General features: G+C 67.3%; 21 protein-coding genes. 12 read left to right on the plus strand and 9 right to left on the minus strand.

All coding sequences use genetic code 11. The features are described 5' to 3' along the window. Nucleotides 1-13 precede the first annotated feature (13 nt). The gene (locus tag ACSQ3D_RS15800) at nucleotides 14-1,090 is read right to left on the minus strand and encodes a purine-nucleoside phosphorylase (RefSeq protein WP_436127544.1); all 1,077 of its coding nucleotides are present in this window, start codon (nucleotides 1,088-1,090) and stop codon (nucleotides 14-16) included. A 167-nt stretch (nucleotides 1,091-1,257) separates the two neighbouring features. Beyond that, nucleotides 1,258-1,701, minus strand: coding sequence for an ankyrin repeat domain-containing protein (locus tag ACSQ3D_RS15805; protein WP_436127545.1), 444 nt, complete (start codon nucleotides 1,699-1,701; stop codon nucleotides 1,258-1,260). A gap of 93 nt (nucleotides 1,702-1,794) precedes the next feature. Here ACSQ3D_RS15805 and ACSQ3D_RS15810 point away from each other — a divergent pair, with 93 nt between their 5' ends. The 4 genes from ACSQ3D_RS15810 to ACSQ3D_RS15825 all read left to right on the plus strand — a co-directional run bounded on the left by ACSQ3D_RS15810 (nucleotide 1,795) and on the right by ACSQ3D_RS15825 (nucleotide 8,197). After that, complete coding sequence (locus ACSQ3D_RS15810; RefSeq protein ID WP_436127546.1) at nucleotides 1,795-2,475, plus strand: TetR family transcriptional regulator; 681 nt, start codon at nucleotides 1,795-1,797, stop codon at nucleotides 2,473-2,475. 207 nt (nucleotides 2,476-2,682) lie between these two features. Then, on the plus strand, nucleotides 2,683-4,590 hold the full coding sequence (locus ACSQ3D_RS15815) for a hypothetical protein (protein WP_436127547.1): 1,908 nt from the start codon (nucleotides 2,683-2,685) through the stop codon (nucleotides 4,588-4,590). Continuing rightward, on the plus strand, nucleotides 4,590-5,963 hold the full coding sequence (locus ACSQ3D_RS15820; RefSeq protein WP_436127548.1) for an alpha/beta hydrolase family protein: 1,374 nt from the start codon (nucleotides 4,590-4,592) through the stop codon (nucleotides 5,961-5,963). The genes ACSQ3D_RS15815 and ACSQ3D_RS15820 overlap by 1 nt, the downstream gene beginning before the upstream one ends. A gap of 95 nt (nucleotides 5,964-6,058) precedes the next feature. Further along, the gene (locus ACSQ3D_RS15825; protein WP_436127549.1) at nucleotides 6,059-8,197 is read left to right on the plus strand and encodes a UvrD-helicase domain-containing protein; all 2,139 of its coding nucleotides are present in this window, start codon (nucleotides 6,059-6,061) and stop codon (nucleotides 8,195-8,197) included. 177 nt (nucleotides 8,198-8,374) lie between these two features. Here the strand turns inward: ACSQ3D_RS15825 and ACSQ3D_RS15830 are convergent, their stop codons facing one another. Further along, complete coding sequence (locus ACSQ3D_RS15830; RefSeq protein WP_436127550.1) at nucleotides 8,375-9,160, minus strand: sulfite exporter TauE/SafE family protein; 786 nt, start codon at nucleotides 9,158-9,160, stop codon at nucleotides 8,375-8,377. Nucleotides 9,161-9,378: 218 nt separating this feature from the next. Here ACSQ3D_RS15830 and ACSQ3D_RS15835 point away from each other — a divergent pair, with 218 nt between their 5' ends. Next, nucleotides 9,379-10,284, plus strand: a complete 906-nt coding sequence (locus ACSQ3D_RS15835) for a LysR family transcriptional regulator (protein WP_436127551.1) — start codon at nucleotides 9,379-9,381, stop codon at nucleotides 10,282-10,284. Between the two features lie 157 nt (nucleotides 10,285-10,441). Here ACSQ3D_RS15835 and sbmA read toward each other — a convergent pair whose 3' ends face one another. The 6 genes from sbmA to ACSQ3D_RS15865 form a co-directional block, all read right to left on the minus strand. Continuing rightward, the gene (gene sbmA / locus ACSQ3D_RS15840; protein ID WP_056170194.1) at nucleotides 10,442-11,437 is read right to left on the minus strand and encodes a peptide antibiotic transporter SbmA; all 996 of its coding nucleotides are present in this window, start codon (nucleotides 11,435-11,437) and stop codon (nucleotides 10,442-10,444) included. A gap of 191 nt (nucleotides 11,438-11,628) precedes the next feature. Continuing rightward, complete coding sequence (locus tag ACSQ3D_RS15845; protein ID WP_436127552.1) at nucleotides 11,629-14,163, minus strand: ankyrin repeat domain-containing protein; 2,535 nt, start codon at nucleotides 14,161-14,163, stop codon at nucleotides 11,629-11,631. 188 nt (nucleotides 14,164-14,351) lie between these two features. Beyond that, nucleotides 14,352-16,961, minus strand: coding sequence for a bifunctional aconitate hydratase 2/2-methylisocitrate dehydratase (acnB, locus tag ACSQ3D_RS15850; protein ID WP_436127553.1), 2,610 nt, complete (start codon nucleotides 16,959-16,961; stop codon nucleotides 14,352-14,354). A gap of 163 nt (nucleotides 16,962-17,124) precedes the next feature. Next, nucleotides 17,125-17,754: a hypothetical protein gene (locus ACSQ3D_RS15855; protein WP_436127554.1), complete on the minus strand. Its 630-nt coding sequence runs from the start codon at nucleotides 17,752-17,754 to the stop codon at nucleotides 17,125-17,127. Between the two features lie 39 nt (nucleotides 17,755-17,793). Next, the gene (locus tag ACSQ3D_RS15860; RefSeq protein ID WP_396503965.1) at nucleotides 17,794-18,855 is read right to left on the minus strand and encodes an HpcH/HpaI aldolase/citrate lyase family protein; all 1,062 of its coding nucleotides are present in this window, start codon (nucleotides 18,853-18,855) and stop codon (nucleotides 17,794-17,796) included. Nucleotides 18,856-18,869: 14 nt separating this feature from the next. After that, on the minus strand, nucleotides 18,870-19,856 hold the full coding sequence (locus tag ACSQ3D_RS15865; RefSeq protein ID WP_056419023.1) for a malate dehydrogenase: 987 nt from the start codon (nucleotides 19,854-19,856) through the stop codon (nucleotides 18,870-18,872). 215 nt (nucleotides 19,857-20,071) lie between these two features. Here ACSQ3D_RS15865 and ACSQ3D_RS15870 point away from each other — a divergent pair, with 215 nt between their 5' ends. The 7 genes from ACSQ3D_RS15870 (at nucleotide 20,072) to ACSQ3D_RS15900 (ending at nucleotide 26,163) form a co-directional block, all read left to right on the plus strand. Continuing rightward, the gene (locus ACSQ3D_RS15870; RefSeq protein ID WP_056170208.1) at nucleotides 20,072-20,860 is read left to right on the plus strand and encodes a GntR family transcriptional regulator; all 789 of its coding nucleotides are present in this window, start codon (nucleotides 20,072-20,074) and stop codon (nucleotides 20,858-20,860) included. Between the two features lie 134 nt (nucleotides 20,861-20,994). Next, complete coding sequence (sdhC, locus tag ACSQ3D_RS15875) at nucleotides 20,995-21,429, plus strand: succinate dehydrogenase, cytochrome b556 subunit (protein WP_056170211.1); 435 nt, start codon at nucleotides 20,995-20,997, stop codon at nucleotides 21,427-21,429. 80 nt (nucleotides 21,430-21,509) lie between these two features. Continuing rightward, on the plus strand, nucleotides 21,510-21,875 hold the full coding sequence (sdhD, locus tag ACSQ3D_RS15880; protein WP_056170214.1) for a succinate dehydrogenase, hydrophobic membrane anchor protein: 366 nt from the start codon (nucleotides 21,510-21,512) through the stop codon (nucleotides 21,873-21,875). A 32-nt stretch (nucleotides 21,876-21,907) separates the two neighbouring features. Then, entirely contained in the window at nucleotides 21,908-23,713 is a 1,806-nt protein-coding gene (gene sdhA, locus ACSQ3D_RS15885; protein ID WP_056419025.1) for a succinate dehydrogenase flavoprotein subunit, read from the plus strand. A gap of 28 nt (nucleotides 23,714-23,741) precedes the next feature. Further along, entirely contained in the window at nucleotides 23,742-24,443 is a 702-nt protein-coding gene (locus ACSQ3D_RS15890) for a succinate dehydrogenase iron-sulfur subunit (protein ID WP_056170220.1), read from the plus strand. Between the two features lie 22 nt (nucleotides 24,444-24,465). Beyond that, nucleotides 24,466-24,786, plus strand: a complete 321-nt coding sequence (locus ACSQ3D_RS15895; protein ID WP_056419026.1) for a succinate dehydrogenase assembly factor 2 — start codon at nucleotides 24,466-24,468, stop codon at nucleotides 24,784-24,786. Nucleotides 24,787-24,852: 66 nt separating this feature from the next. After that, on the plus strand, nucleotides 24,853-26,163 hold the full coding sequence (locus ACSQ3D_RS15900; RefSeq protein WP_056419029.1) for a citrate synthase: 1,311 nt from the start codon (nucleotides 24,853-24,855) through the stop codon (nucleotides 26,161-26,163). Nucleotides 26,164-26,200 lie beyond the last annotated feature (37 nt).

The following is a 26,200-nucleotide window of genomic DNA, read 5'->3' on the forward strand; positions in this document are numbered from 1 at the left end:
TACGGCACGGGCCTTACCGCGCCGGCACCCCACCCTGCCACTGCCCCCAATTCCGCACGATGTGGTCCACCACCCGCGTGCCCACCAGCGCGACGTTCTCCACCGTCTCGGCAAAGCCCCCTGCCGTCTCCCCCGGCGCAGGGTCCAGGTGCTGCAGCGTGGTCTCGTTCGGGTTGCCCTGGTCAAAATTGACCGCCCCGCGCAGGCTCATGATCCGGTCGGTGCCGTGGGTGCGCTTGACCACCAGGGCAATGGCGGCGGCCTCCATCTCGGTGATCACATAGTCATCCGCCCCATAGAGCTTGGCGATGTACTGGGCTTGCTTGGACATGCCGGGGCCGTGGAAGAACGTGTCGCCCGTCATGTGGGTGCCGCTGGTCACGGCGGGGCTGCGGCGGGCCGCTGCGTCGGGGTAGCGCAGGCGGTAGGTGCGGGCGCTGTCCGAGTCCTTGAGGGGCATGTCCACCGTGAGGTTCATGGCCCAGTCCACCAGCAGCGGGTTCAGCTGAAAGCGGCGGTATTCCTCGTAGCCCTTGCGCGGCATGAAGGTGGGGGCGCCGGGGGTGTTCTCTTCAGGCGCCCAGCGGTGGCCCAGGTCGTAGTCCACCAGCCAGGTGCCCCAGCTCACATCGGCGATGGTGCCGCGCTGCGGCGGTGTGCCGGCCACGCCGGAGATCACGTAGTACGACTGCGCGAAGTCGAACTTCGGGTTCAGCAGGATGGCCTGCATGGACGATGACGAGTTGACCTTGCCCATGCCCAGCACGGCACCGCAGACACCGTCGGTGTTGCAGTACACGGGGCCGAGGGCGCCGGGCACGGTGATGGGGGTGGCGTCTTTCCAATACCGCTCGTACCAGTGCTGGAACTCGCCCGCGCGGTCGCCGGTGTTCTTGCCGATCTCGAACATGGCGGCGACGAAGACCTTCACGCGGATGGGGGCGCTCCCCGCATGGGCGCCGGTGGTGGCAGACGAAGGGGGCGCGCTTGCGCAGCCTGCCAGGGTGGTGGCGGCCAGCACCGGCAGCAGCCAGCGCGTGGGTTGGAAAGAGGGGCGGGAGGGTAGGGAGAAAAGGGAGATGGAGCGCATCGAAGACACCTTGGCAAGAAGAGAGAACGTTGCCGCGCCGGGTTTGGCACGCACATGGATGGCTACTTGCAAGCAAGCAATCAACAAAGCAGGCCACCCGGCAGCGCAAGAAATGCGCCATTGTGCGCCGCGATGCGACGGCATTGCCGTGCTGGTGCAGTGTGGGATCAGCGGGGCCGGTAGCGCAGGAGCAGGGCTGCAATCGCCTTGCCGTCTTCGTCCTGGCGGCGCTCTGCACGCATGCGGGCGGTGTGACCCATCCAACCCGTGATGTCGGGGTCGGCACCATGGGCGAGCAGCAGTTCCACCATCTCGGGGTATCCGCGCCGCACCGCCAGGCACAGCGGGGTCTCGCCAATCGTGGGCTCGTCGTTGGCATTGACGACCGCGCCCTGCTGGATCAGCCACTCTGCCGCGCGGTAGTGGTCGCCCTCCACCGCGTAGTGCAGCGGGGTGCGGCCCAGGTCGTCGAAGGTGTGCAGCGCATGGCCGTCCGCGGCCAGCAGGCGGCGCATTTCGTCGTGGTTGCCTTCGGCGGCGGCGCGGTGCAGGCGTTCACGCTCGAACCAGGCGTCGTCTTGGTCGTGGTCGTTGTGGTTCAGGTGGCCCATGGTGAAGCGTACCGGGTGAACGGGGGTGTGCTGGCACTCCATTGAGGGCAAGCCCTAATGCATGTGAATTAATTCAAATGCATTATCCACCCCATGAACTCTGTCCTTGTCTCGGCTGTTACCCATCTGCCAGCCCCATCCGCCACCGACCCGCAAGCCACCCGCACCCGCCTGATCGAAGAGGCCCTGCAGCTCATGGCGCGCGAGGGGATGAATGCGGTGTCGCTGCGGCGCATCGTGATCGCGGCGGGGGCGCAGAACCCTTCGGCGCTGCACTACCACTTTGGTGGGCGCGATGAGCTGGTGGCGGCCATTGCCAGCTATCTGCAGCAGTGGCTGGAGCCTCGGGCCTGTGCGCGGCTGCAGGCCCTGGAGAGCCAGGCGCAGCCCTACACCGTGCGCGATGTGGTGGAGGCCGCCTTCGGCCCTGTGATCGCCATGCTGAGCGCGCCCGCGCTGGGGCGCGATGCGGTCAACTTCATCGGGCGGCTGGGGTGGGACTATGGCGAAAAGGGGCAGGAGATCTCGGCCGCCCTGCACCGCCGCACGCTGGAGCTGACGCTGGCGCGGCTGCAAACGCTGATGCCCGCCGTGGGGCCCGAGACGATCCAGTTCCGCCTGCTGCTGACCATGAACGCCGTGTACTACGGCATCTCGTACCGCAGCTACATGCGGCGCTCGCCCTTTGGTGCCATGGACCTGTCGCTGCCCGGCAACGAGGCGCGCGAGCAAGAAGAATTCCTCGACTACCTGGTGGCGGGGTTGAGCGGCTAACAAAGCCTCCCTGGCGCCGTTGCTCTGCCCTGCAGTACGGGCAGCACTGTCTGCGGCACAAGCGCCTGGCCAGAGAGGCTTTCTTAACGGCTTTGACCCCCCTGTGATGAACCACGCGTGTGCGTTGCCTGGGCAACGCACCTGCAGCGCCAGCCTGCGCCCATTTTTTCCTTGCCAGTTTCAACCACCACCACGGAGACAACAACGATGACAAAGAACCAATGCAACAGCACCACCCCTGCCCGGCCCGGCATGCCCGCGCGCCGCACCCTGCCGGGCTTGGCCCTGGCCACCGCCCTCACCGCCCTCACCGCCCTCACCGCCCTCACCGCCTGCGGCGGTGGCGGTCAGGCGCTGGTGAATGGCGGTGTCACCACCACGGGTGATTTCACCATCAGCACGCACGAGCTGGCCAGCCGCGCCAAGGCGGCGCGCACACCGGGCACGGCAGGCGTCACGGTAGCACCGGGCAGCAAACTGGCCACGCAGTTCGGCGCGGCGGGGCCGGACCTCAACCGGGTGCGCTACACGCGCTACGGGCTGGCGGCCAATGCCGGCAAGCCGGTGGATGCGGTGCTGGTGGCCATGCCGGGCACCCTGGCCGCGTCGCACAGCTACCTGATCCTGGCCGAGAACCTGGTGCGCCGCATGTGGGCCGATCACCAGGCGGTGGTGGAGGTGTGGGGCGTGGACCGCCGGTCCGTGGCGCTGCAGGACATGGAAGGCCTGCAGACAGCAGAGCGCGAGCGCGATGCGGCGCTGGGCCTGAATTTTCTCTACGGCGCCGAGCTGGGGCTGCCGCTGCCGGCCCAACTGGCGCGGCGCGCGGTGTTCCATGAAAGCCGCGAGATCCCCTTCCTCGCGGACTGGACGCCGCAGGTGCACTCGCTGGACCTGGACGCGGTGGTGACGCAGGCGCACACGGTGGCGCGCCATGGCAATGTCTTCTTGGGCGGGCATTCGGCGGGCACGGGCTTTGTGGCGCGCTATGCGGCCACGGACTTCAACCTCACGGGCACGGGGCCGGCGCAACCGGGCTACGCCAAGCTCCGGGGGCTGGTGCTGTTCGAGGGGCCGGGCGGTGCGCTGGCAACCAGCGCGCCCACGGCGGCGCAGCTCGATGCAGTGGTGCGCGCGGCCGATGGCGGGCTGTATGCAGCGGTGGCCTCGGGGGCCGAGCCTGGCTTTGTCTCGCGCCCCGGCCTCACGCCGCGCGTGAGCGCATCGACCGAGATCGCGGGCATGCAGATGGCCTTCGAGGGCACGATCAACGGCACGCAGGCCCTGCTGCAGGCAGACCAGGGGGGCGTGGCGGGCAACAACGTCTACAGCCGCGTGGCGGACTTCACCAAGCGCGAGTTCCCAGTCACGGCGGGCGCGGCCATCGGCACCTTCATGGACGATGACACCCTGCAGCGCACGGTGTTCTATTCCGTGTCGATGGGCTACCTGGGCCCGGCGCGCGCTGATGGCCTGCGCACCTGGCTGGACAATACCGACCCACTGCCACCCGCAGCGTTCCGCGACTTCGGCCCGCAGCCGGCCACGCTGGTGGCCAACCCACCCGCCTGGGGCAAGGAGGTCGAGCCCACCAACCTCCAACGCCTGTCGCGCGCGCTGTACCTGGGCAACACCACCTACAGCGACTGGTACTACCCCAGCTCAGGCCTGCTGCTCGCCAATGCCGAGGGCAGCGGAGGCGCCAACCTGGGGCTGGACACCAGCGCGCTGTCGCTGCCCGTGGCCCATGGCGGGCGTGGCCGCGCCGACATCGTGAACCAGACGCAGGCCAGGAAGATCGACATCCCCGTCATCGCCTTCGGCGGCACGAATGGCCTCACGCCCGTGGCCGGCATATGGCGCGGCTTTGCCGAGGCCATTGCGCCCTGCGCCGCAGCCAGTTGCAAGGCCGGCATGGCGCGCACGCCCGCCGGCCAGCCCACGCTGGTCGCCAACCGCCAGTACGGCGGGGTGGAGGGCGGCTTCGAAGTGCACATGAGCGAGGGTTATTCACACGTGGACATCGTGACGGCCGATGACGACGCGACGAACAACGTGATCCGGCCGCTGGCGGCCTTCCTGCAGCGCAACGCGAGCGCCGGGGGTGCCAAGTGATGCGCAGCAGTTGCCTTGCCACCGCAGCGCTGCTGGCCCTGGGCAGCCTGGGCGCCACGGCCCATGCGGCAGAGCCCGCGCCGCTGGACTGCCTGGGCCCGGTGCAGCACGAATCGCCCGCCCCCGGCTCGGCCGAGTGGAAGCAGCGCGATGCCGGCAACATGGCCTGCGCGCGCCAGCGCATCGACGACTTTGCGCAGCAGCCCGCCGCGCTGTTCACCCCCGGCAAGACGCCCGCGCTCGACGCCTACCGCAACCCGGCCAGCCATGCGGACAGGCGCTTTCGGTACACCAAAGCGAGCACGCCATCCGCATCGGGCAAGCCGATTGCGGTGGAGATCTACCGGCCCTGCGCCGCGGGCACGTGCACGGGCATGCGGGCCGGGCTCAAGACCTACGAGCCGCCCTACCCTGCGGTGGTGATCGTGCACGGGGGCTACAGCTCCAAGCGGTTGCACCGCTCGGCCGCGCAGGTGCTGGCCGAGGCGGGGTACATGACGATTGCTTTGGAAACCACGGCGCCCATGGGCACGCACGGGCCCGATGCGCAAAGCGTGGTGGACTGGGTGTTTGCCACGCCCAAGCCGCCGCTGGCGGGAGATGCCACACCATTCTTCCCGCACTGGGACCAGCTGGATGTGCGCATGGTGGGCATTGCCGGGCATTCGCAAGGCGGCAGCACGGCCAGCCTGATCGGCCAGGCGGACAAGCGCATCAGCGCCATCGTGGCCTGGGACAACCTCACGGCGCTCAAGACCGGCTGGGTCGACAAGATCGGCATGGACCCACCGGCCGACCTGCCCCTGCGCACGCCAGCACTGGGCCTGGCGGCGGACTACTACTTCAAGGTGGTGCCCACCACCGAACCGCCCGAGCCCGCCAAGGCCAACACCCAGGGCGGCCGGGGCCGCGGCGCCGAGCCCCACCCCAAGGACCCGGGCTACCAGGAGCTGAAGGCCGCCGGAGTGGACACCATGCTGGTGGTGCTGCGCGCGGGCACGCACCTGGACTTCTCGCTCTTCGGCGGGCCGGCCAGCCGCTATGGCGAGAGTGTCATCAACTACTACACCCTGGCCTGGTTCGACCGCTACCTGAAGGGCGCGCACGACCCGGCGCTGGCGGCCGATGCGTTCCGCCGCCTCACGGCCCCAACCTTCGATGATTCGGCCGACCGCCACAACATCAGCCAGGGGCTGTACGACCAGGCGGTTGCGGGGGATTCGGTCCTGAAGGGCAACCGGCCCTACCTGGTGGGCGGCACGCCGGTGCGCGACCGGCTGTCGTTCTACTACCAGTCGCGCTGCGCGATCACCCAGCCGGGCCGCAGCGTGCGGGTGGCGTCGGAGGACATGCGGGCGGCGGGCTGCCGGTGACCTGTGTGGCGGGCCCGCACCGCGGCAGGGGCTTGCGGCGCAGGGCCCCGCCGCCAGTCAAGGGACAATGGCACCCCGCCCCGCCCACCGACTCCATGCCCGCTCCACGCTCTCCCGCCTCTGCCTCCACCTCCGCCTCGTCTTCCACACGCAGCTGGGCCCACACCCGGATCACGGCCACCGCGGAGCAGCGGCGGGTGCTGGACTCCCAGGCCACGGCGTCCATCATCAGCGCGCTGGCGGGCACGGGCAAGACGACCACGCTGTGCATGAAGGCCTGCAACCTGCTGGCCACGCTGGGGGACCAGAAGGCCGCGGCGCGCATCCTGGTGCTGGCGTACTCCCGGGCCGGCGTCACGGCCATCCGCGACCGCATGCTGCAGCTGCACGGCGCCGTGCCGCGCAGCCTGGAGATCCTCACCATGGAGCAGCTGTGCGAGCAACTGCTGCGTGAGCAGGGCGACCCGGTGGAGATGCTGGACGACCCCGTACGCCGTCGCTTTCTGATCCTGCAGGCCCAGCAGGCGCTGCGCCAGGAGCTCGAGCGCAGCGCGGGCAGCGATGGCCTGGACGACGAACTGTTCTCGCACAGCGTGGACGTCGACGCGTTCCTGGCCTTCGAGGCGCTGGCCAAGAAGAAGCTCCTGGACCAGGAGGCGCAGGCCTCGGGGCTGTCGCTGCGCGCGTTTTGTGAAGACCGGGACATCGACCACGCCCTGTACCGCCTGTACGGCCAGTACGAGCGCATGCGCGTGGGCATGAACCATGAACCGCGCTTCTACGCCGAGGGCGACTGCACCTTCGAGCTATGCCGCCAGTTGGGCGAGCTGGACTGGGACCAGCCCTTCGAAGGGCTGCAGGGGCGCTACAGCGCTGTGCTGTTCGACGAGCTGCACGATCTGGACGAAGGCGCGCTCACCGTGCTGCGCGCGCTGGTGCGGGGCGACAACGGTTTCTTCGTGGGCGCCGGGGACTTCAACCAGCACATCCACGAAGGCTCGTTCTCGGTGTTCGGCGGTGGCATGCAGCACATCCTGGCCTGCCTGCCCGCGGGCACCGAGGTGTTCAACATCCACACCACGCGCCGCTTCGGCGCCGACATCTGCGCGGCGCTCAACCCCTTGTTCGGCGTGGAGTTCGCGCCGGTGGCGGGCAGCTCCGACGCCTTCCTGCACCTGGCCTATGACAGCGACGAACATTGCGCCCAGCAACTGGTGGAGCTGCACGCGCAGATCGTGAACGGCTGGGGCGCGCTGCAGGAGCAGAAAGGCCCAGTGGCGCGCAATGGCCAGACGGCTGCCCAGAACGCGCAGCACAGCTCGCTGAATGTCGTGCTGCGCAACCCGCAGGACAGCATCCTGCTGGAATGGGTGTTCGGCCACGAAGGCGTGCACTACGGCACCCAGGGCCTGAGCCCGTTCTACCTGCGGCGCGAGGTGGCGCTGGCGCTGGCGCTGATGTGGGCGCTGCACGGCAGCGAGGGCGACCAACCCCATGCCGATGCAGGGGAGCGCCATCTCACCCCCGGCATCGTGGGCGCCGCCATCGAGGGGCTGCTGCACTACGGCCGCCGCGCGCCCCGCACCGATGCGGTGGACACCGACCTGCTGGCGCAGGGCCAGTTCGACACCGCGGTCTGGGCAGGCCTGCCCGGTGCCGACGAAGGCCAGAAGCTGGCCGCCACGCTGCACAGCAGCAGCGCCCGCATGCGGCGCTTCATTGCGCATGGAGCGTTGGCCCCCACGGCGCCGGAGCTGACCGATGCCTGCGCGCGCATCATGGCGCTGGAGCCCACGGACAAGGCGGCCGTGCTGGCCGATGCGGGCGCGTTCTGCCAGCACCCGCTGGTGCAGCGCATCTTTGCCGATGCGCCCATCCAGGACCGCGAGCGGCGCGCCTGCCTGGCCAGCCTGGAAAGCCTGGGCCGGCTTGCGCGGCAGATCCCGGTGGCGGAGTTTCTGGGCCGCCTCACGCTGATCGCCACCGCCAGCATCGCCATGCACGAGCAGGGCGAACCCGTGAGCCTGCGCCTGCTGACCGTGGAGGCCTGCAAGGGCCGCGAGTTCACCTTCGTGGCCGTGCCCTTTGTGGAGCGCGGCCGCTTCCCCGGCCCGGCGCCCCAGCAAGAGGCCTACCGCGAGCGCAACATGCTGTACGTGGCCACCACCCGGGCCCGCGCCGCGCTGTGGGTGCTGGAGAGCGCGGCCAAACCGGTGTTGCCGGGCCCGGTCTGAGACGCGTTGGCAGCCAGACCGGGAGCCTCTCCAGCTTCCGCAACGACGCCAGTCCTCCGCCCTTCCAGCGGCTGGCAAAACTCAGCGCAGCGGTCCTGTCCAGGCGTTGGGTCGCAGACAGTACTGCAAGGACGGCAAGACCCGACAACGGCGCCAGGAGCGCTTTGCCAGCCGCCGTCACCGAGATGCAAAGCCGTGCCAGGCCACCACATCCGCCACCATGTACACCCCCAGGGCCAGCAGCCCCACCATCAGGCAGCGCCTGAACCACACGGCCGACATGCGCTGGCGGATGCGCGTGCCCAGGGCCATGCCCAGCAGTGCGGGCACCAGCATCCACGCGGACAACACCAGGGTCGAGACCGGGTAGCTCGCATTGAGCGCCAGCCCACCCGCCAGCGCCAGGGTGGACACGGTAAAGCACAGGCCCATCGCCTGCACCAGCGCATCCCGGTGCAGGCCCAGGGCCTGCAGGTAGGGCACGGCGGGCACCACGAACACGCCGGTGGCGGCCGTGACCCCGCCCGTGGCCAGGCCCACCAGGGGCGACAGCCAGGCCTCCGCCCGGGGCGGTACATGCAGGCGCGCCCCCAGCAGTCCCCACACCGCATAGGCGATGAGCGCCACGCCCAGCAAGGCGCGCGACCAGGCCCCGGCTGGCGCCCCCAGCAGCCAGGCGCCCAGCCACGTGCCCGCGCAGATGCCCCACTGCAGGCCACCCAGGCGGCGCAGCAGCGGCCACAGCGTGGCCCAGGGGCGCAGCTGCCAGAGGTTGGTGACCAGCGACGGCACGATGAGCAGCGCCGCCGCCTCGGCCGGTATCACCAGCAGCGCCAGCAAGGCCATCGACACGGTGGGCAGCCCCAGGCCCACCACGCCCTTGATGCAGCCCGCGAGCACGAACACGGCAGCCATCGCCACCAGCCACGTTTCGCCGTGGGCGCCCAGGCCGAGGCCCGTCATGGGTGCGGCTCCGCCGGCATGCGCCGGGCCTTGCGCGCCGCACGCCGGTATCCGGCAGGTTTCGTCTGATGCATCGCCAGTACTCCGCGGCCCGCACCATGCGGAGGGCCATGGGCGCATTGTTCGCAACACCGGCGCGCCTGGAAATGCGGAAGCCGCGCAGCCAGCCTCAGGCACAGCCGAAGCCTGCTGCAGTGGGCTGTGGTAGTTTTGCGCCCATGCGCTTTGACCTGACCGACCTGCGGCTTTTCGTGCACGTGCACGAGGCGGGCACCATCACCGGCGGCGCCGAGCGCAGCCACATGGCGCTGGCATCGGCCAGCGAGCGCATTCGCGGCATGGAAGACGCGCTGGGCGTGCCGCTGCTGGTGCGCGCCCAGCGGGGCGTGCAGCCCACGCCGGCGGGCCACACGCTGCTGCACCACGCCCGGCTGGTGCTGCGCCAGATGGAGCACCTGCGCGGCGACCTGGGCGACTACGGCAACGGCCTGGCGGGCCACGTGCGCCTGCGCTGCAACTCGTCGGCCCTGAGCGAATTTCTGCCGGCGGCGATGGCGGGCTTTCTGCAGCAGCACCCGCGCATCTCCATCGATGTGCAGGAAGCCCCGAGCGAAGACGTGGCAGATGCCGTGCGTTCCAGCCTGTGCGACATGGGCCTGGCGTCGGATGCGGCGGACCTGCGAGGGCTTGCCACCTGGGCGCTGCGGCCGGACCCGCTGGTGCTGGTCGTACCGCGCCACCATGCCCTGGCCAGCGCGCCGCGGCTGGCGCTGGCCGACGCGGCGCACCTGGACTTCATCGGCCTGGCCGAAGGCAGCGCACTGCAAAGCCATGTGGCGCGGCACGCCCAGCGCATGGGCCAGCGGCTGCGCTTTCGGGTGCGGCTGCGGCACTTCGAGGCCGTCTGCCAACTGGTGGGGCTGGGCGCCGGAGTGGGCATCGTGCCCCTGGCCGCCGCCCAACGGCACCGCCGTGCGCACGGCATCAAGGCTCTGCGGCTGACCGACGGGTGGGCCCATCGCAGCCTGGTGCTGTGCACCCGCAGCCCCGGCGAGCTGCCGCAGCATGCGCTGCAACTGCTGCAGCACCTGGTGGCGGGCGCGACGCCCACTGCACGCGAATGACCAGTGGGCGCTGCTGCAGCCCGAATATCGAATAAAAAATGGCGCTACCGCGCTCTAGAAAAGCGCCAGCAGCTATTAAAAATATAGCAAGTCACTGCCAGGCCAACGAATGGCCCGCGGTGCAGGTACCAGCCGGCGCCCGCCCTGCTCTGCCGCCTCAGCCCGCCAGCCCCTCTGCCATCGGCGCCGTCATCTGCCGCTCGAAGGCGCGCAGGCGCTTGTAGACCGAGATCTGCTCCACCACCGTGCTCCAGTTCAGCACCAGGAACTGGAACGACTCGAGCACCTTGTCGAACGCCCGCGCGATCTGCTGCATCACCCCCAGCGTGATGGCCCCGGCCACCAGCGTGGGCCCGAGCGCCACCAGCGGCACGAGCACGCTCACCTGCAGGTAGGACCATTTCACGACGTCGAAATACAGGTAGTGGAAGAACAGCCGGAAGTAGTTGCGCCGCACGTCCTGGAACAACGCGGCGGCAGTGGGCGGGGATGCGCGGGCCGCATCGTCCTCGCCCAGCACCAGTTCCTTGCGGTAGGCCGCCTCCACACGCTGGTTCTGGAATTCGAGCCCCGGCAGCTTCACGCCCACCAGCGCCAGCAGCAGCGTGCCGCCCAGCGACCACAGCAGCGCCACCCAGACCAGCGAGTGCGGCACGGCACCCAGCACCGGCAGCGCCGTGACCTTGTCCGAGAGCGTCCACAGGATGGGCAAAAACGCGGCCAGCGTCATCAGGCTGCGCATGAAGCTCAGCCCCAGGTCTTCCATGATGCGGGCGAAGCGCATCGTGTCCTCCTGCACCCGCTGCGCCGCGCCTTCGATGTGGCGCAGCCGGGGCCAGGCGGCCATGTAGTGCTCGTTCATGGCCTGTCGCCAGCGAAAGATGTAGTGCTTGGAGAAAAAGTCCACCAGCACCGCCGTGGTCACGTACAGCATGGCCACGTGCGTGAAGGTGGACAGCTGGCGCCAGAACTCCTGCATCGTGATGCTGCCGGGCTGGCTCAGGCCCTTTTGCACCAGGTCGTAGAAGCTGCCGAACCAGTCGTTGATCTGCACGTCGAGCTCGACGCGGTACCAGGTGGCCAGCAGGATGACGATGGAGCCGAGGATCGACCAGGCCCACCACCGGCGGGAGAAAAAGAAGGACTTGAACATCGTGGATGCCGAGTTGTTATGGTTCTGCGGAATGTGATCGCGGCGTCACGCGAACGTTCCGTGGCTGGCTCACGGTTCTTTCTGGCCGATGTCCCTGTCGTGGCCTCGCTGCCTGCACCTTCTCTCAGCCCGCATTTCCATCACGGCGCCCCACTCTCGCGTCGCGCCGCATCGAGCCGCAGGGAGCCGCGTCAGCGCTGGCGCTCCAGGAGCCAGCGCTCGGCGTCGGCCTGCTGGCCGAAGCGTGCCCAATCCAGGGCCGTCTTGCCGTGCGGGTCGCGGCGCCACAGGTCGATGCCGCGGCCCTCCAGCCACTGCAGCACCGCCACCCGGCCTTTGGCGGCCGCCAGCATGGCGGGCGTCTCGCCGCGGCTGGCGGGTGCGGGTTCGTCCAGCGGCTGGCCCTGGTCGGCCAGCCATTGCAGGCACGGCACGCACCCGCTTTGCGCAGCCATGTGCACGGGGCCCCAGTCCCAGCGGTTGCGGGCTTGCAGGCTGGCACCGGCCTGCACCAGCCGCTGCGCCACGGCCAGATGGCCGCCCCAAAAAGCGCGCAGCAGCGCGGTGTCGCCCCGCTCGCTGTCTTTCTGCGTCTGGCGCAGGTCCGGCTGCGCGCCCGCCTTGAGCAGCAGCTCCACGTGGGCCATCTGCCCCCGGTGCGCCGCCAGCATCAACATGGAAGACCCGTTGTCCGCCAGCAGGTTCGGGTTGGCGCCATCGCGCAGGGCCTGCTCCAGCGCAGCGGCATCGCCCGCGTTCTGCGCATCCATCAGCCGGCCGTCCGGGCCCGACCAGGTCCGGTGCGACGCGGCACCGCCGGCTGCGTTGATGGTGGCGACGCCCACGGGACTGCGTGGCGCCCACCACAGGGCCACAACCACTGCGCCGATGAACAACCAGCCCCAGGCGGGGCGCGACACGTCCTGGCGCTGCGAACGCCGTGCGCCCGGCGTGAAGCGGCCGCGGCGGTCCTGCCAGGCCTTGGCAATGGCCCGGCCCACGCCGGCCGCAGCATCGGGCCCGTTCAGCGCCGGCGTGAGCTGCACCAGCGTGCCCTGCGCGTTGCGGCCATACACCGCGTGGTGGTTGTTCTGTGCGCTGCCGCTGCCCGTGGCATACACGACCTTGTGCACCAGCGACTGGCTGGCATCGCCCGCCACCGATCTCACGGTGGTCCACATCCAGGAGCTGCAGCGCGCCACCACGCCATCGTCCTGCACCCGGGTCACCCAATTGCGCGTTGCCGCGTGCAGCGCCACGGCCAGCAGCCCTGCCGTCACGGCCAGCCCGCCCCACGACCGGGGCAGCACCACGCCATGCAGGCCGATACGGTCATTGACGAGCCATTCCATGGCCAGCGCCGCCAGCGCGATGCCGGCTCCCCAGCGCCAGGCCTGCTGCTCAAAGCTGATCTGCACGCCCTGCGGCAACTCCTGCAGGACAGCGCCTGCAGGCCACGCGGGGATGCTGCCCGCGATCTGCGCAGCTTCTGGCGGGGCAATGGGCTCCTCGCGCTTCCACACGGCGCGGGGGTCGAAGCGGTCCTCGGGCACCGAATCGCCAAAACCCACGGGGGCGGCCTTGACGGGCAGGTCGTAGGACAGCTCCACCGAACCATCGGCCCCCAGCAGTTCGACCCTCCAGTCGACCCGCTCCCGGCCCCGCTGCGCACCGTGGGCGGGTGCGTCTGGCGGCACCTCGAAGCGTGCGACCAGCCGCAGGCCGCCGTCGGGCGTGGGCTGCAGCGAAGCCGGGGCGTCCACCGCTTCGACCTGCCGCTCGGGCGAGCCGGAGCTCGATTCATCCACCCGGTACTGCGCCAGGCGCAGGCGCAGGGCCTGGGCGCCGGGCTGTGCAGCAGCACGGTGCGGCAACCGCAGCGTGACCTCCACCAAGCGGCCCGCCTGGGGCTGCTGGGGCAACGAGGTGAACGCCGAGCCCCGGTAGCGCCACACCATGCGGGTCTGGCGGATGGCCAGGCCCAGCATCAGCACACCGACCAGCACGAAGACGCCGATGAACCCCTGGGCCCAGCCCGACGCATTGCGGTCGGACCAGAGCAGCGCGGCCATGGGGAACGACAGGCCGCACCACAGCAGGCTGAAAATCCAGGCCCCGACCGCCGTGCCGTGCAGTGAATTGCGCGGGGCCGGCCTACTGGCTGGCAGCTCGCCCTGCGCGGGCTGCGCCAGGCCCATCGACTCGTCGCGACCGATGAGCAGCAGCACAAAGACACAAGCCGCCACCACCCCCACCGCGGTGAAGATCAGAGCAAACGGCAAGCGAAAGATCTGCAGCCGCCACCGGATGGAAGAATCGATCAGCGACTGGGCAGGGTTGTCCGGATTCACCCGTACCGTGATGGGCTGGTCGCGGGCCTGCGCCTGCTGCAGCCGGCCGTGCCACTGCTGGTGCCAGTCGCCGATGTTGTCGGACCCGCTCTGCGCATCGAGCCCCACCCGTGTTCCCTCGTGGCGCGCGCCGTTGAACTCGTAGCGGTAGCGGGCCTGCACTTCGTACGTCGTGCCGCCCTTGCTGCCCGGGTGCCGCTTCAGCTCGGCGCTGATCACCTGCGCAGGTACCTGCTGCCACTGCCCCACCTGCCAGGCGGTCCACAGTGTCTGAGCCAGAGGCTTCAAACCGAAGAAGTAGCCCCCCAGGCCGAAGGCGACGGCAAAAATCGCGCTGAACACCAGCGCCCCTGCGCGCCCCATTGTGTTTTTCATGAATCCCTCCCTTGTCGTGGTGGTTGTTGTTATGCCGCGAGCTTAGCTGCCTAACATATGACAAATCGGTGACTGTCATGTTGCCGACAAACCACTGTCACGAGCCCCCTCCCACAACTCGGGCACCCATAAAAAAAGCGGCCCCGAAGGGCCGCTTGGCAGGCAACGGTCTGGCCGCCGCCGCGGGATCAGCAGGCCACGGCCGCCGACACAGGTGCAGCCTTGGCGGCCTCCGCGTACTCTTCGATCTGATCGAAGTTCATGTAGCGGTACACGCTCGCCTTGTCGGCATCGATCACGCCCATTTCCTTGAGGTACTCTTCCTTGGAAGGCAGGTAGCCCAGGCGCGAGGCGATGGCGGCGAGTTCGGCCGAGCCGAGGAACACGTTGGTGTTCTTGCCCAGGCGGTTGGGGAAGTTGCGGGTCGAGGTGGAGATCACCGTCGCGCCTTCACGCACCTGCGCCTGGTTGCCCATGCACAGCGAGCAGCCGGGCATTTCGGTGCGCGCACCGGCCGTGCCGAACGCAGCGTAGTGGCCTTCCTTGATCAGCTCGCTCTCGTCCATCTTGGTGGGCGGTGCCACCCACAGCTTGACGGGGATGTCGCGCTGGCCGCCCAGCAGCTTGGCTGCAGCGCGGAAGTGGCCGATGTTGGTCATGCACGAGCCGATGAAGGCTTCGTCGATCTTGGTGCCCGACACTTCGGACAGGAACTTGGCGTCGTCCGGATCGTTGGGGCAGCAGACGATGGGTTCCTTGATGTCGGCCAGGTCGATCTCGATCACGGCGGCGTACTCGGCGTCCTTGTCGGCTTCGAGCAGGTCGGGCTTGGCCAGCCAGGCTTCGACCTTCTCGATGCGGCGCTGCAGCGTCTTGGCGTCGGCATAACCGTCGGCGATCATGTTCTTCATCAGAACGATGTTGGACGTCAGGTATTCCTTGATCGGCTCGGGGTTGAGCTTGATCGTGCAGCCGGCGGCGGAGCGCTCGGCGGACGCGTCGGACAGCTCGAAGGCTTGCTCGACCTTGAGGTCCGGCAGGCCTTCGATCTCGAGCACGCGGCCCGAGAATGCGTTGATCTTGCCGGCCTTGGCCACCGTCAGCAGGCCCTGCTTGATGGCGTACAGCGGAATCGCGTGCACTAGGTCGCGCAGGGTCACGCCGGGCTGCATTTCGCCCTTGAAGCGCACCAGGATGGACTCAGGCATGTCCAGCGGCATCACGCCGGTGGCAGCGCCGAAGGCCACGAGTCCGGAGCCCGCAGGGAACGAGATGCCGATGGGGAAACGCGTGTGCGAGTCGCCGCCGGTGCCCACGGTATCGGGCAGCAGCAGGCGGTTGAGCCAGCTGTGGATCACGCCGTCGCCAGGACGCAGGGCCACACCGCCGCGATTGGAGATGAACGCTGGCAGTTCGCGGTGGGTCTTCACGTCCACGGGCTTGGGGTAGGCAGCCGTGTGGCAGAAGGACTGCATCACGAGGTCGGCCGAGAAGCCCAGGCAGGCCAGGTCCTTGAGCTCGTCGCGCGTCATGGGGCCGGTGGTGTCCTGCGAGCCCACTGTGGTCATCTTGGGTTCGCAGTAGGTACCGGGGCGCACGCCCTGGCCTTCGGGCAGGCCGACAGCGCGGCCGACCATCTTCTGCGCCAGCGTGAAGCCGGCCTGCGTGGCCACGGGGGGCGTCGGCAGGCGGAACACGGTGGAGGCTGGCAGGCCCAGGAATTCGCGGGCCTTGCTCGTCAGCGAGCGGCCGATGATGAGGTTGATGCGGCCGCCAGCGCGCACTTCGTCGAACAGCACGTCGCTCTTGAGCTGGAACTCCGCCACGGTGGCGCCGTCCTTGACGATCTTGCCGTCGTAGGGCATCACGTCGATGACGTCACCCATCTCCAGCTTGGAGACGTCCACTTCGATCGGCAGCGAGCCCGAGTCCTCCTGCGTGTTGAAGAAGATGGGGGCGATCTTGCCGCCCAGCGTGACACCGCCGAAGCGCTTGTTGGGCACGAACGGAATGTCCTGGCCGGTGGCCCAGACGATGGAGTTGGTGGCCGACTTGCGCGACGAGCCGGTGCCCACCACGTCGCCCACGTAGGCGACCAGGTGGCCCTTCTTCTTCAGGTCGTCGATGAACTGCATCGGGCCGCGCTTGCCGTCTTCTTCGGGCTTGAAGGCCGCGTCGGGACGGGTGTTCTTGAGCATCGCCAGGTAGTGCAGCGGGATGTCGGGACGGCTCCAGGCATCGGGTGCGGGCGACAGGTCGTCGGTGTTGGTTTCGCCGGGCACCTTGAACACGGTGACGGTGATCTTCTTGTCGACCTCGGGGCGCGAGGTGAACCACTCGGCGTTGGCCCAGCTCTGCATGACTTCCTGCGCCTTGGCGTTGCCGGCCTTGGCCTTGGTCGCCACGTCGTTGAAGAAGTCGAACATCAGCAGCGTCTTCTTGAGCGCGTCAGCGGCCACACCCGCCACTTCGGCGTCGTCCAGCAGTTCGATCAGCGGGTGCACGTTGTAGCCACCCACCATGGTGCCCAGCAGCTCGGTGGCCTTGGACTTGGAGATCAGGCTCACCTGGATGTCGCCGTGCGCCACGGCGGCCAGGAAGCTGGCCTTGACCTTGGCAGCGTCGTCTACGCCGGGCGGCACGCGGTGCGTGAGCAGGTCCAGCAGGAAAGCGTCTTCGCCGGCGGGCGGGTTCTTGATCAGCTCGATCAGCTCGGCCACTTGCTTGGCTTCGAGCGGCAGCGGCGGGATGCCCAGGGCGGCGCGCTCGGCCACATGGTCACGGTAGGCTTTCAACATCATTTTTCTCCGGTTGCGTTCTAAAGTGGGGCGGCATGCGGCGGCTGGCACCGTCATCGTGACGGCACGGCCGGCTGCACGCAGTTCAGTCTGTCTTTATGTCTGTGTTGTTATGGGGTTGTCATGCGGGCGGTGTGCGGCAAATCCGGCCCGGCAGGGCTGGCTACTTGGCCGACATCGGCTCCAGCACGCTGACGGGCGGGTTCTTCTTGATGGCCTCGGCCACCAGTTGCTGCTCGGGGCTCATGCATTCGTCCGCCAGGCGCTGGCCGACCTTCTGGTTCATCAGCATGGACTTGTTGCCGATCTGCAGCCAGACCGCGCCGCCCTTCTGGTCTTCCAGGCGCACGGTGCCGGTGGTGGTGGCCACGGGCGACATGAAGTACTTGAAGCCCTTGCCTTCCACGTGGAAGTGGCCGGGCGATGCAGGCTCGGCAGTCACCGTCACGAAGGCGCCCAGCTCGCAGGGGATGCGGCCGGTGTGCACGCGATCGGCAATGGCCAGCTCGGCAGGCGACAGCGCAGCTTCAGCGGCAATGATGCCGGCGGCCACCTGGTTGGTCGCGCTCTTGAGCTGCGTGCGGCTGCTGGTGGGTTCGCTCTTGGCCACGGCCTTCTTGGGGGCCGCCTTCTCAGAGGACTTGGCAGACTTGGCTTCGGACTTCGCCGCCGGCTTGGCGGCAGGCTTGGCAGCGGCCTTGGTTTCAGACTTGGCCGCAGGCTTGGCGTCCGTCTGCGCCAGGGCGAGGGCTGGGGCCAGCAGCATCAAGGCAGAGGCGATAAGGAATTTCATGGAGGGTCCTGCGTGGGGGTGTGGGCGGGTATCTACAACTCAAGCGAAAGCCGGCGCGTCAAACCAATGGCGCACCGCCTGGGGAAGCGCGCGCCCGGTGCTGTGGGCGCGCTCGATGACCTGCCAGAAGAAACGGTAGCTGGCACGGTCGTGCAGCGTGCCGTCCATGCTGATCGGAGCCCAATCAGCATCGGCGGCAGCCGCTATTATTTTGGAAGCATGCTCGATATCGTCCTGCTGCGGCGCGAACGCTTGCAGGATGGGGCGGATCTGCGCCGGGTGGATGCTCCACATGCGGGTGTAGCCCAGCTCGTGGGCCGCCTGGCTGGCCGCACGTTGCATGGCCGCCGTGTCGGCGAACTCAGTCACCACACAATGGGACGGGACCTTGCCGTGCGCGTGGCAGGCCGCGGCGATCTCCAGCTTGGCGCGCACCACCAGCGGGTGCGTGAACTGCCCGGCCGACGTCATGCCATGGGCCGGGATCGCACCGGCATGGGCCGACACGAAGTCCATGAGCCCGAAGCTCAGGCTCTGCACGCGGGGATGGGCTGCGATCTCGAAGGCACGGTGCACAGCCGCCGGGGATTCGATCAGCACATGGATGGGCAGCTGCGAGGGCGACGCGCGGTCGATGGCGCGCTCGGCCAGCAGGACATCGTCCACCGACTCGACCTTGGGCACCATGATGTGGCACAGCCTGTGGCCCGCCTCGCCGGCGATCACGGCCACGTCGTTGGCGAATGCGGGATGGTCCACCGCATGCACACGGGCGGCCACGCGGGCGCCGGGGGCTGCGGCAACGGCCAGTGCGGCCACCAGCCGCGCGTGCTCGGACTCCAGACCGACGGGCGCCCCGTCCTCGCAATCGAGGGTGACATCAAAGACGCAGGTTCCGAACTCTTGCGTCATCTCGGCCTGCAATTGCAGGCTTTTGCGCATGCGCGCTTCCACGCCGCTGTAGTGGTCGCAGACCGGCAGAAAACCAGTCTGCGCCTGGGCGCCTAGAAGCACATCGCGCGGATGGGGTTGCGCAGCGCCCTGCCCCTGTTCAGGGGCTGGGGCGGCCCGAAGGCCCGATGCCTGTGGCGTCGGCTGCATGGTGCGGGCTGGGTTTACAGCAGGTGCTTGACGCCGTCCTGCTCGCCTTGCAGCTCGGCCAGGGTCTTGTTGATGGCTTCTTGCGAGAAGGCATCGATCTCCAGGCCTTCGACGATCTTGTACTCGCCGTTTTCGGTGGTGACCGGGAAGCCGAACACGATGCCGGCAGGAATGCCGTATTCGCCGTTCGATGGCACGCCCATCGTGACCCACTCGCCATTGGAGCCCAGGGCCCAGTCGCGGATGTGGTCGATGGCGGCGTTGGCAGCCGAAGCGGCCGACGACAGGCCGCGGGCGGCGATGATGGCCGCGCCGCGCTTGCCCACGGTGGGCAGGAAGGTGTCGGCGTTCCAGACCTGGTCGTTCACCAGGTCCTTGATCGACTTGCCGTTGGTGGTGGCAAAGCGGTAGTCGGCGTACATGGTGGGCGAGTGGTTGCCCCACACGGTCAGCTTGCGGATATCGCCCACCTTGGTGCCGGTCTTGGCCGCCAGTTGCGAGGCAGCGCGGTTGTGGTCCAGGCGCAGCATGGCGGTGAAGTTCTTCGCTGGCAGGTCGGGGGCCGACTTCATGGCGATGTAGGCGTTGGTGTTGGCGGGGTTGCCCACCACCAGCACCTTGACGTTGCGCGAAGCCACTGCGTTCAGGGCCTTGCCCTGGGCGGTGAAGATCTGGGCGTTGGCGGCCAGCAGGTCGGCGCGCTCCATGCCGGGGCCGCGAGGACGGGCACCCACCAGCAGGGCGTAGTCGGTGTCCTTGAAGGCCTGCAGCGGGTCGCTGTGGGCTTCGATGCCGGCCAGCAGCGGGAATGCGCAGTCTTCCAGCTCCATGATCACGCCCTTCAGGGCGTTCTGGGCCTTCTCGTCGGGGATTTCGAGCAGTTGAAGAATGACGGGCTGGTCCTTGCCCAGCATTTCGCCGGAGGCGATGCGAAACAGCAGGGCGTAACCGATTTGGCCAGCGGCGCCGGTAACGGCCACGCGAACAGGCTTCTTGCTCATGGTGAAAACTCCAGGAAGTGAAAAAACAGAAGGTGATGCAAACAAGCACCAGCCTCTGTTACCAGCAGCCCGTGCCCCGCAAAACAGCCTTGGAGTGTACCGCTGATTGGACACCCCGGTCAATTTGTCTTATGTCTTATATAAGATATGATTGAGGCCTCTTCGTCGTCCGCAAATCCCTGCCGCAACGCAGGGCTCCACCGCGCCCGCCTGCCATGTCCTCGCTTCCTTTCGCCGCCGACAACCCTGCTGCGCCACCGGGCACCGCGGGCGGTGCCACGCCGGCGTTCAGCCCGCTGTACCAGCAGATCAAGGGACTGATCCTGCAGAGCCTGCAACAGGGCGAATGGAAGCCCGGCGAAGCCATTCCTAGCGAGATGGAGCTGGCCGCCCGCTTTCGGGTCAGCCAGGGCACGGTGCGCAAGGCGATCGACGAACTGGCGGCCGAGAATCTGGTCATGCGCCGCCAGGGCAAGGGCACGTTCGTGGCCACACATGCCGAGCAGCATGTGCAGTACCGCTTTCTGAAACTACTGCCCGACACCGGCGACGCCCGCGTCGAGGGCCCCGCCCAGCGCCGCGTGATCGACTGCCGCCGCGTGCGGGCCAATGCCGAAGTGGCGCGGGCGCTGGCCTTGCGCAGCGGCGATGCCGTCATGCAGGCCCGGCGCATCCTCGCCTTTGCAGGCGTGCCCACCATCCTGGAAGACATCTGGCTGCCCGGCCAGGCTTTCAAAGGGCTGACGGCAGACCAGTTGGCCAGCTACCAGGGCCCCACCTACGCGATGTTCGAACTCGACTTCGGCGTGCGCATGGTGCGGGCCGAAGAAAAGATCCGGGCCGTGCTGCCAGACGCGGAGCAGGCCGGCCTGCTGGGCATTGCGCCCACCACGCCGCTGCTGAGCGTGGAGCGCATTGCCTACACCTACAACGACGTTCCGATGGAGTTACGGCGTGGCCTGTACCTGACCGACACCCACCACTACCGTAACGAATTGAGCTGACTTCAAGCTGGCACCCGAGTATTAACCTCGAATATTGCGACCCGCTTGAAACCCCGGTTGTTGCGTTGCAATAGAATTTTGCGTTCTTTGCATCTCCGAATTACAAAGAAGTTACATCCACGAAAGCACTCAACATGACCGAGCTCGCCAAAAAACGGCCTGAATTTCGCAACATCAACGCGTTCAAGGACCTGACCACCTACCGCATGACGCCTGCAGCGTGGGTGTCGATCCTGCACCGCGGCAGCGGGCTGATCATGTTCCTGCTGCTGCCTTTCATCATCTGGATGTTCGACACCTCGGTGTCGTCTGAATTCTCGTTCGCCCGGTTCACCGCGGCGTTCAGCATCGGCATCGGCTTCGTGCCTGGCTGGTTCATCAAGCTCGTGGCCCTGGCCCTGATCTGGTCTTACCTGCACCATTTCAGCGCCGGCCTGCGCCACCTGTGGATGGACGTGAGCCACAGCGCCGTGAACAAGGAATTCGGCAAGACCTCGTCCATCGCAGTCTTCGTGGTCAGCATCACGCTGACCCTCGCGCTGGGCGCCAAGCTCTTCGGCCTGTACTGATCGATCCACCACCCCCGATAAAAAAAGCGGTGACTGCTGCCATTCCGCAGCCAACACCGCCGCACCAGAGGAAAGCAGCGATGTCTGTCAATTACGGTTCCAAACGCGTCGTCGTCGGCGCTCACTACGGCCTGCGCGACTGGCTCAGCCAGCGCGTCACCGCCATCCTGATGGCCCTGTTCACGCTGGCCCTGCTGGCCCAGGTGATCTTCTCCAAAGGCCCCCTGGGCTACGACAAATGGGCGGGCATCTTCTCGGCCCAGTGGATGAAGGTGCTGACCTTCACCGTGATCATCTCGCTGGCGTGGCACGCGTGGATCGGCATGCGCGAAATCCTGATGGACTACGTCAAGCCCGTGGGCATCCGCCTGGCACTGCAGGTTTTCACCATCGTCTGGCTCGTCGGCTGCGCCGGCTGGGGCATCCAGGTTCTGTGGCGTCTCTGATACCGATCCCCCGCGACTGAAGGCAAACAACAATGAGCTACACCAAAGCTAACATCACCAAGCGCAAGTTCGACGTCGTCATCGTCGGCGCCGGCGGCTCCGGCATGCGCGCATCGCTGGAACTGTCCCGCGCAGGCCTGAACGTGGCCTGCCTGTCCAAGGTGTTCCCCACCCGCTCGCACACCGTGGCGGCGCAGGGCGGCGTGTCCGCATCGCTGGGCAACATGAGCGAGGACAACTGGCACTACCACTTCTACGACACCATCAAGGGTTCGGACTGGCTGGGCGACCAGGACGCCATCGAGTTCATGTGCCGCGAAGCACCCAACGTGGTGATCGAGCTCGAACACTTCGGCATGCCGTTCGACCGCAACCCCGACGGCACCATCTACCAGCGCCCCTTCGGCGGCCACACCGCCAACTACGGTGAAAAGCCCGTGCAGCGCGCTTGCGCCGCCGCCGACCGCACCGGCCACGCCATGCTGCACACGCTGTACCAGCAGAACGTGAAGTCCAAGACCAACTTCTTCGTGGAGTGGATGGCGCTGGACCTGATCCGCAACACCCAGGGCGACGTGGTCGGCGTGACCGCGCTGGAGCTGGAAACCGGCGACCTGTACGAACTTCACGCCAAGGCCGTGCTGCTGGCCACCGGCGGCGCGGGCCGCATCTTCGCGGCATCGACCAACGCCTTCATCAACACCGGCGACGGCCTGGGCATGGCGGCACGCGCCGGCATCCCGCTGCAGGACATGGAGTTCTGGCAGTTCCATCCCACCGGCGTGGCCGGCGCGGGCGTGCTGCTGACCGAAGGCTGCCGCGGCGAAGGCGCCATCCTGCTCAACAGCAATGGCGAACGCTTCATGGAGCGCTATGCGCCCACCCTGAAGGACCTGGCACCGCGCGACTTCGTGTCGCGCTCGATGGACCAGGAAATCAAGGAAGGCCGTGGCTGCGGTCCGAACAAGGACTACATCCTGATGAAGCTCGACCATCTGGGCGCGGACACCATCAGGAAGCGCCTGCCATCGGTGGAAGAGATCGGCCACAACTTCGCCAACGTGGACATCACCAAGGAACCGATCCCCGTGGTGCCCACCATCCACTACCAGATGGGTGGCATCCCCACCAACATCAACGGCCAGGTGGTCGTGCACGACGGCCAGCAGAACCACATCGTCAACGGCCTGTACGCGGTGGGCGAATGCTCCTGCGTGTCGGTGCACGGCGCCAACCGCCTGGGCACCAATTCGCTGCTGGACCTGCTGGTCTTCGGCAAGTCGGCCGGCAAGCACATCGTCAACTTCGTCAAGGGCTCCGGCGAACACCAGCCCGTGCCCGCCGACGGCGCGGAGCGCACCCTGGCCCGCCTGAACCAGCTGCAGGACTCGAACGAAGGCATCTACGCGCAGGACGTGGCCAACGACATCCGCGCCGGCATGCAGCTGCACGCCGGTGTGTTCCGCACGCAGGCCAGCATGGACGAAGGCACGGTCAAGATCAACGCCATCCGTGAACGCGTGAGCGGCGTGACCCTGAAGGACAAGTCCAAGGTCTGGAACACGGCCCGCATGGAAGCGCTGGAAGTCGACAACCTGATCGAAGTGGCCCAGGCCACGATGACCTCGGCCGCAGCCCGCAAGGAATGCCGTGGCGCACACACCGTGTACGACTACGAACACCCTGCCGACCACGCCGAGTTCCCGCTGGGCCGCAACGACAAGGAGTGGATGAAGCACACCCTGTGGCACAGCGCCGACAACAGCCTGACCTACAAGCCCGTCAACCTCAAGCCCCTGACGGTGGACAGCGTGCCTCCCAAGGTCCGTACGTTCTGAAGATCCAGCAGCCTCACGAAAGAACAACATGAAGCGCACCTTTCAAATCTACCGCTACGACCCGGACAAGGACGCCAAGCCCTACATGCAGACCATCGAGATCGAACTCGATGGCCACGAACGCATGCTGCTCGACGCCCTGGTCAAGCTCAAGGAGCAAGACCCCTCGCTGTCGTTCCGCCGTTCGTGCCGCGAAGGCGTGTGCGGCTCCGACGCGATGAACATCAACGGCAAGAACGGCCTGGCCTGCCTGACGAACATGAACACCCTCAAGGGCACCATCGTTCTGAAGCCCCTGCCCGGCCTGCCGGTGATCCGCGATCTGATCGTGGACATGACGCAGTTCTTCAAGCAGTACAACTCGATCAAGCCGTACCTCATCACCGAGGACCTGGCCCCCGAGAAGGAACGCCTGCAGAGCCCCGAAGAGCGCGAAGAGCTCAACGGCCTGTACGAGTGCATCCTGTGCGCCAGCTGCTCCACCAGCTGCCCCAGCTTCTGGTGGAATCCCGACAAGTTCGTGGGCCCCGCCGGCCTGCTGCAGGCCTACCGCTTCATCGCCGACAGCCGCGACGAAGCCACGGGTGCGCGCCTGGATAACCTGGAAGACCCGTACCGCCTGTTCCGCTGCCACACCATCATGAACTGCGTGGACGTGTGCCCCAAGGGCCTGAACCCCACGAAGGCCATCGGCAAGATCAAGGAACTGATGGTGCGCCGCGCCGTCTGACCTTGTCCAGAGCATCCATTTCATGTCCGATACCCCGAACCCCGTCCTGCCGTCGCCCTCCGATGTGCTGGACGACCGCGAACGCGCCAAGCTGCACTGGCGCTGCCGGCGCGGCCTGCTGGAGAACGATCTCTACATCGAGAACTTCTTCGCCAAGCACGGGGCGGGCCTGACCTGGCGCCAGGCCTACGGCATGAACACGCTCATGGACCTGGCGGACAACGACCTCCTGGACCTGGTGCTCGCCCGGCGCGAGCCCGAAGGTGAACTGGATACAGAAGAAGTGCGTGAAGTGCTCGGCATGCTGCGGCTCAGTGGTGGCGCAGTACGGCCACGGCCCTGAACCATAGAGACCTGAGACAAGGCCTGAACCCCCGGATTACCGGCAACCTACCCAAGGAAAGTAACAATGAAGCTAGCTGACAACAAAGCCACCCTGTCGTTCAGTAACGGCAGCCCCAGCGTGGACCTGCCGGTCTACCAGGGCAGCATTGGCCCGGACGTCATCGACATCCGCAAGCTGTATGCGCAAACGGGCATGTTCACCTATGACCCGGGCTTCCTGTCGACCGCAGCCACCCAGTCGGCCATCACGTACATCGATGGCGACAAGGGCGAGCTGCTGTACCGCGGCTACCCCATTGAGCAGTTGGCGCAGAACTGCGACTTCCTGGAAACCTGCCACCTGCTGCTGTACGGTGACCTGCCCAACGAAGCCCAGAAGACCGACTTCACCAGCCGCGTGACCAACCACACCATGGTCAACGAGCAGATGCAGTTCTTCCTGCGTGGCTTCCGCCGTGACGCGCACCCCATGGCCGTGCTGACCGGTCTGGTGGGCGCCCTGTCGGCCTTCTACCACGACAGCACCGACATCAACAACCCGCAGCACCGCGAGATCGCTGCCATCCGCCTGATCGCCAAGATGCCGACGCTGGTGTCCATGGCATACAAGTACGGCGTGGGCCAGCCTTACATGTACCCGCAGAACAACCTGTCCTACGCAGGCAACTTCCTGCGCATGATGTTCGGCACGCCCTGCGAAGAGTACAAGGTCAACCCTGTGCTGGAACGCGCACTGGACCGCATCTTCATCCTGCACGCAGACCACGAGCAGAACGCATCGACCTCCACCGTGCGCCTGTGCGGCTCGTCGGGCACCAACCCGTTCGCGGCCATCGCCGCCGGTGTGGCGTGCCTGTGGGGCCCTGCCCACGGCGGTGCCAACGAAGCAGCCCTGAACATGCTGTACGACATCCAGGCCCAAGGCGGCGTGGAGAAGATCGGCGACTTCATCAAGCAGGTCAAGGACAAGAACTCCGGCGTCAAGCTCATGGGCTTCGGCCACCGCGTGTACAAGAACTACGACCCGCGCGCCAAGCTCATGCAAGAGACTTGCAATGAAGTGCTGGCCGAACTGGGCCTGGAAAACGACCCGCTGTTCAAGCTGGCCAAGGAGCTGGAAAAGATCGCCCTGGAAGACGACTACTTCGTGCAGCGCAAGCTCTACCCGAACGTCGACTTCTACTCCGGCATCGTGCAGCGCGCCATCGGCATCCCCGTGAACCTGTTCACCGGCATCTTCAGCCTGGCCCGCACCGTGGGCTGGATCGCCCAGCTGAACGAAATGATCGGCGACCCCGAGTACAAGATCGGCCGCCCCCGCCAGCTGTTCACCGGCTCCGTGCGCCGTGATGTGCCGCCCATCGGCAAGCGTTGATTGGCAGCCTGGCTCCTTGAAGTCTGCGGTCTTCGAG

The sequence above is a fragment of the Acidovorax sp. LjRoot117 genome, assembly GCF_964252695.1.
Taxonomy (GTDB): Bacteria; Pseudomonadota; Gammaproteobacteria; order Burkholderiales; family Burkholderiaceae_C; genus Acidovorax.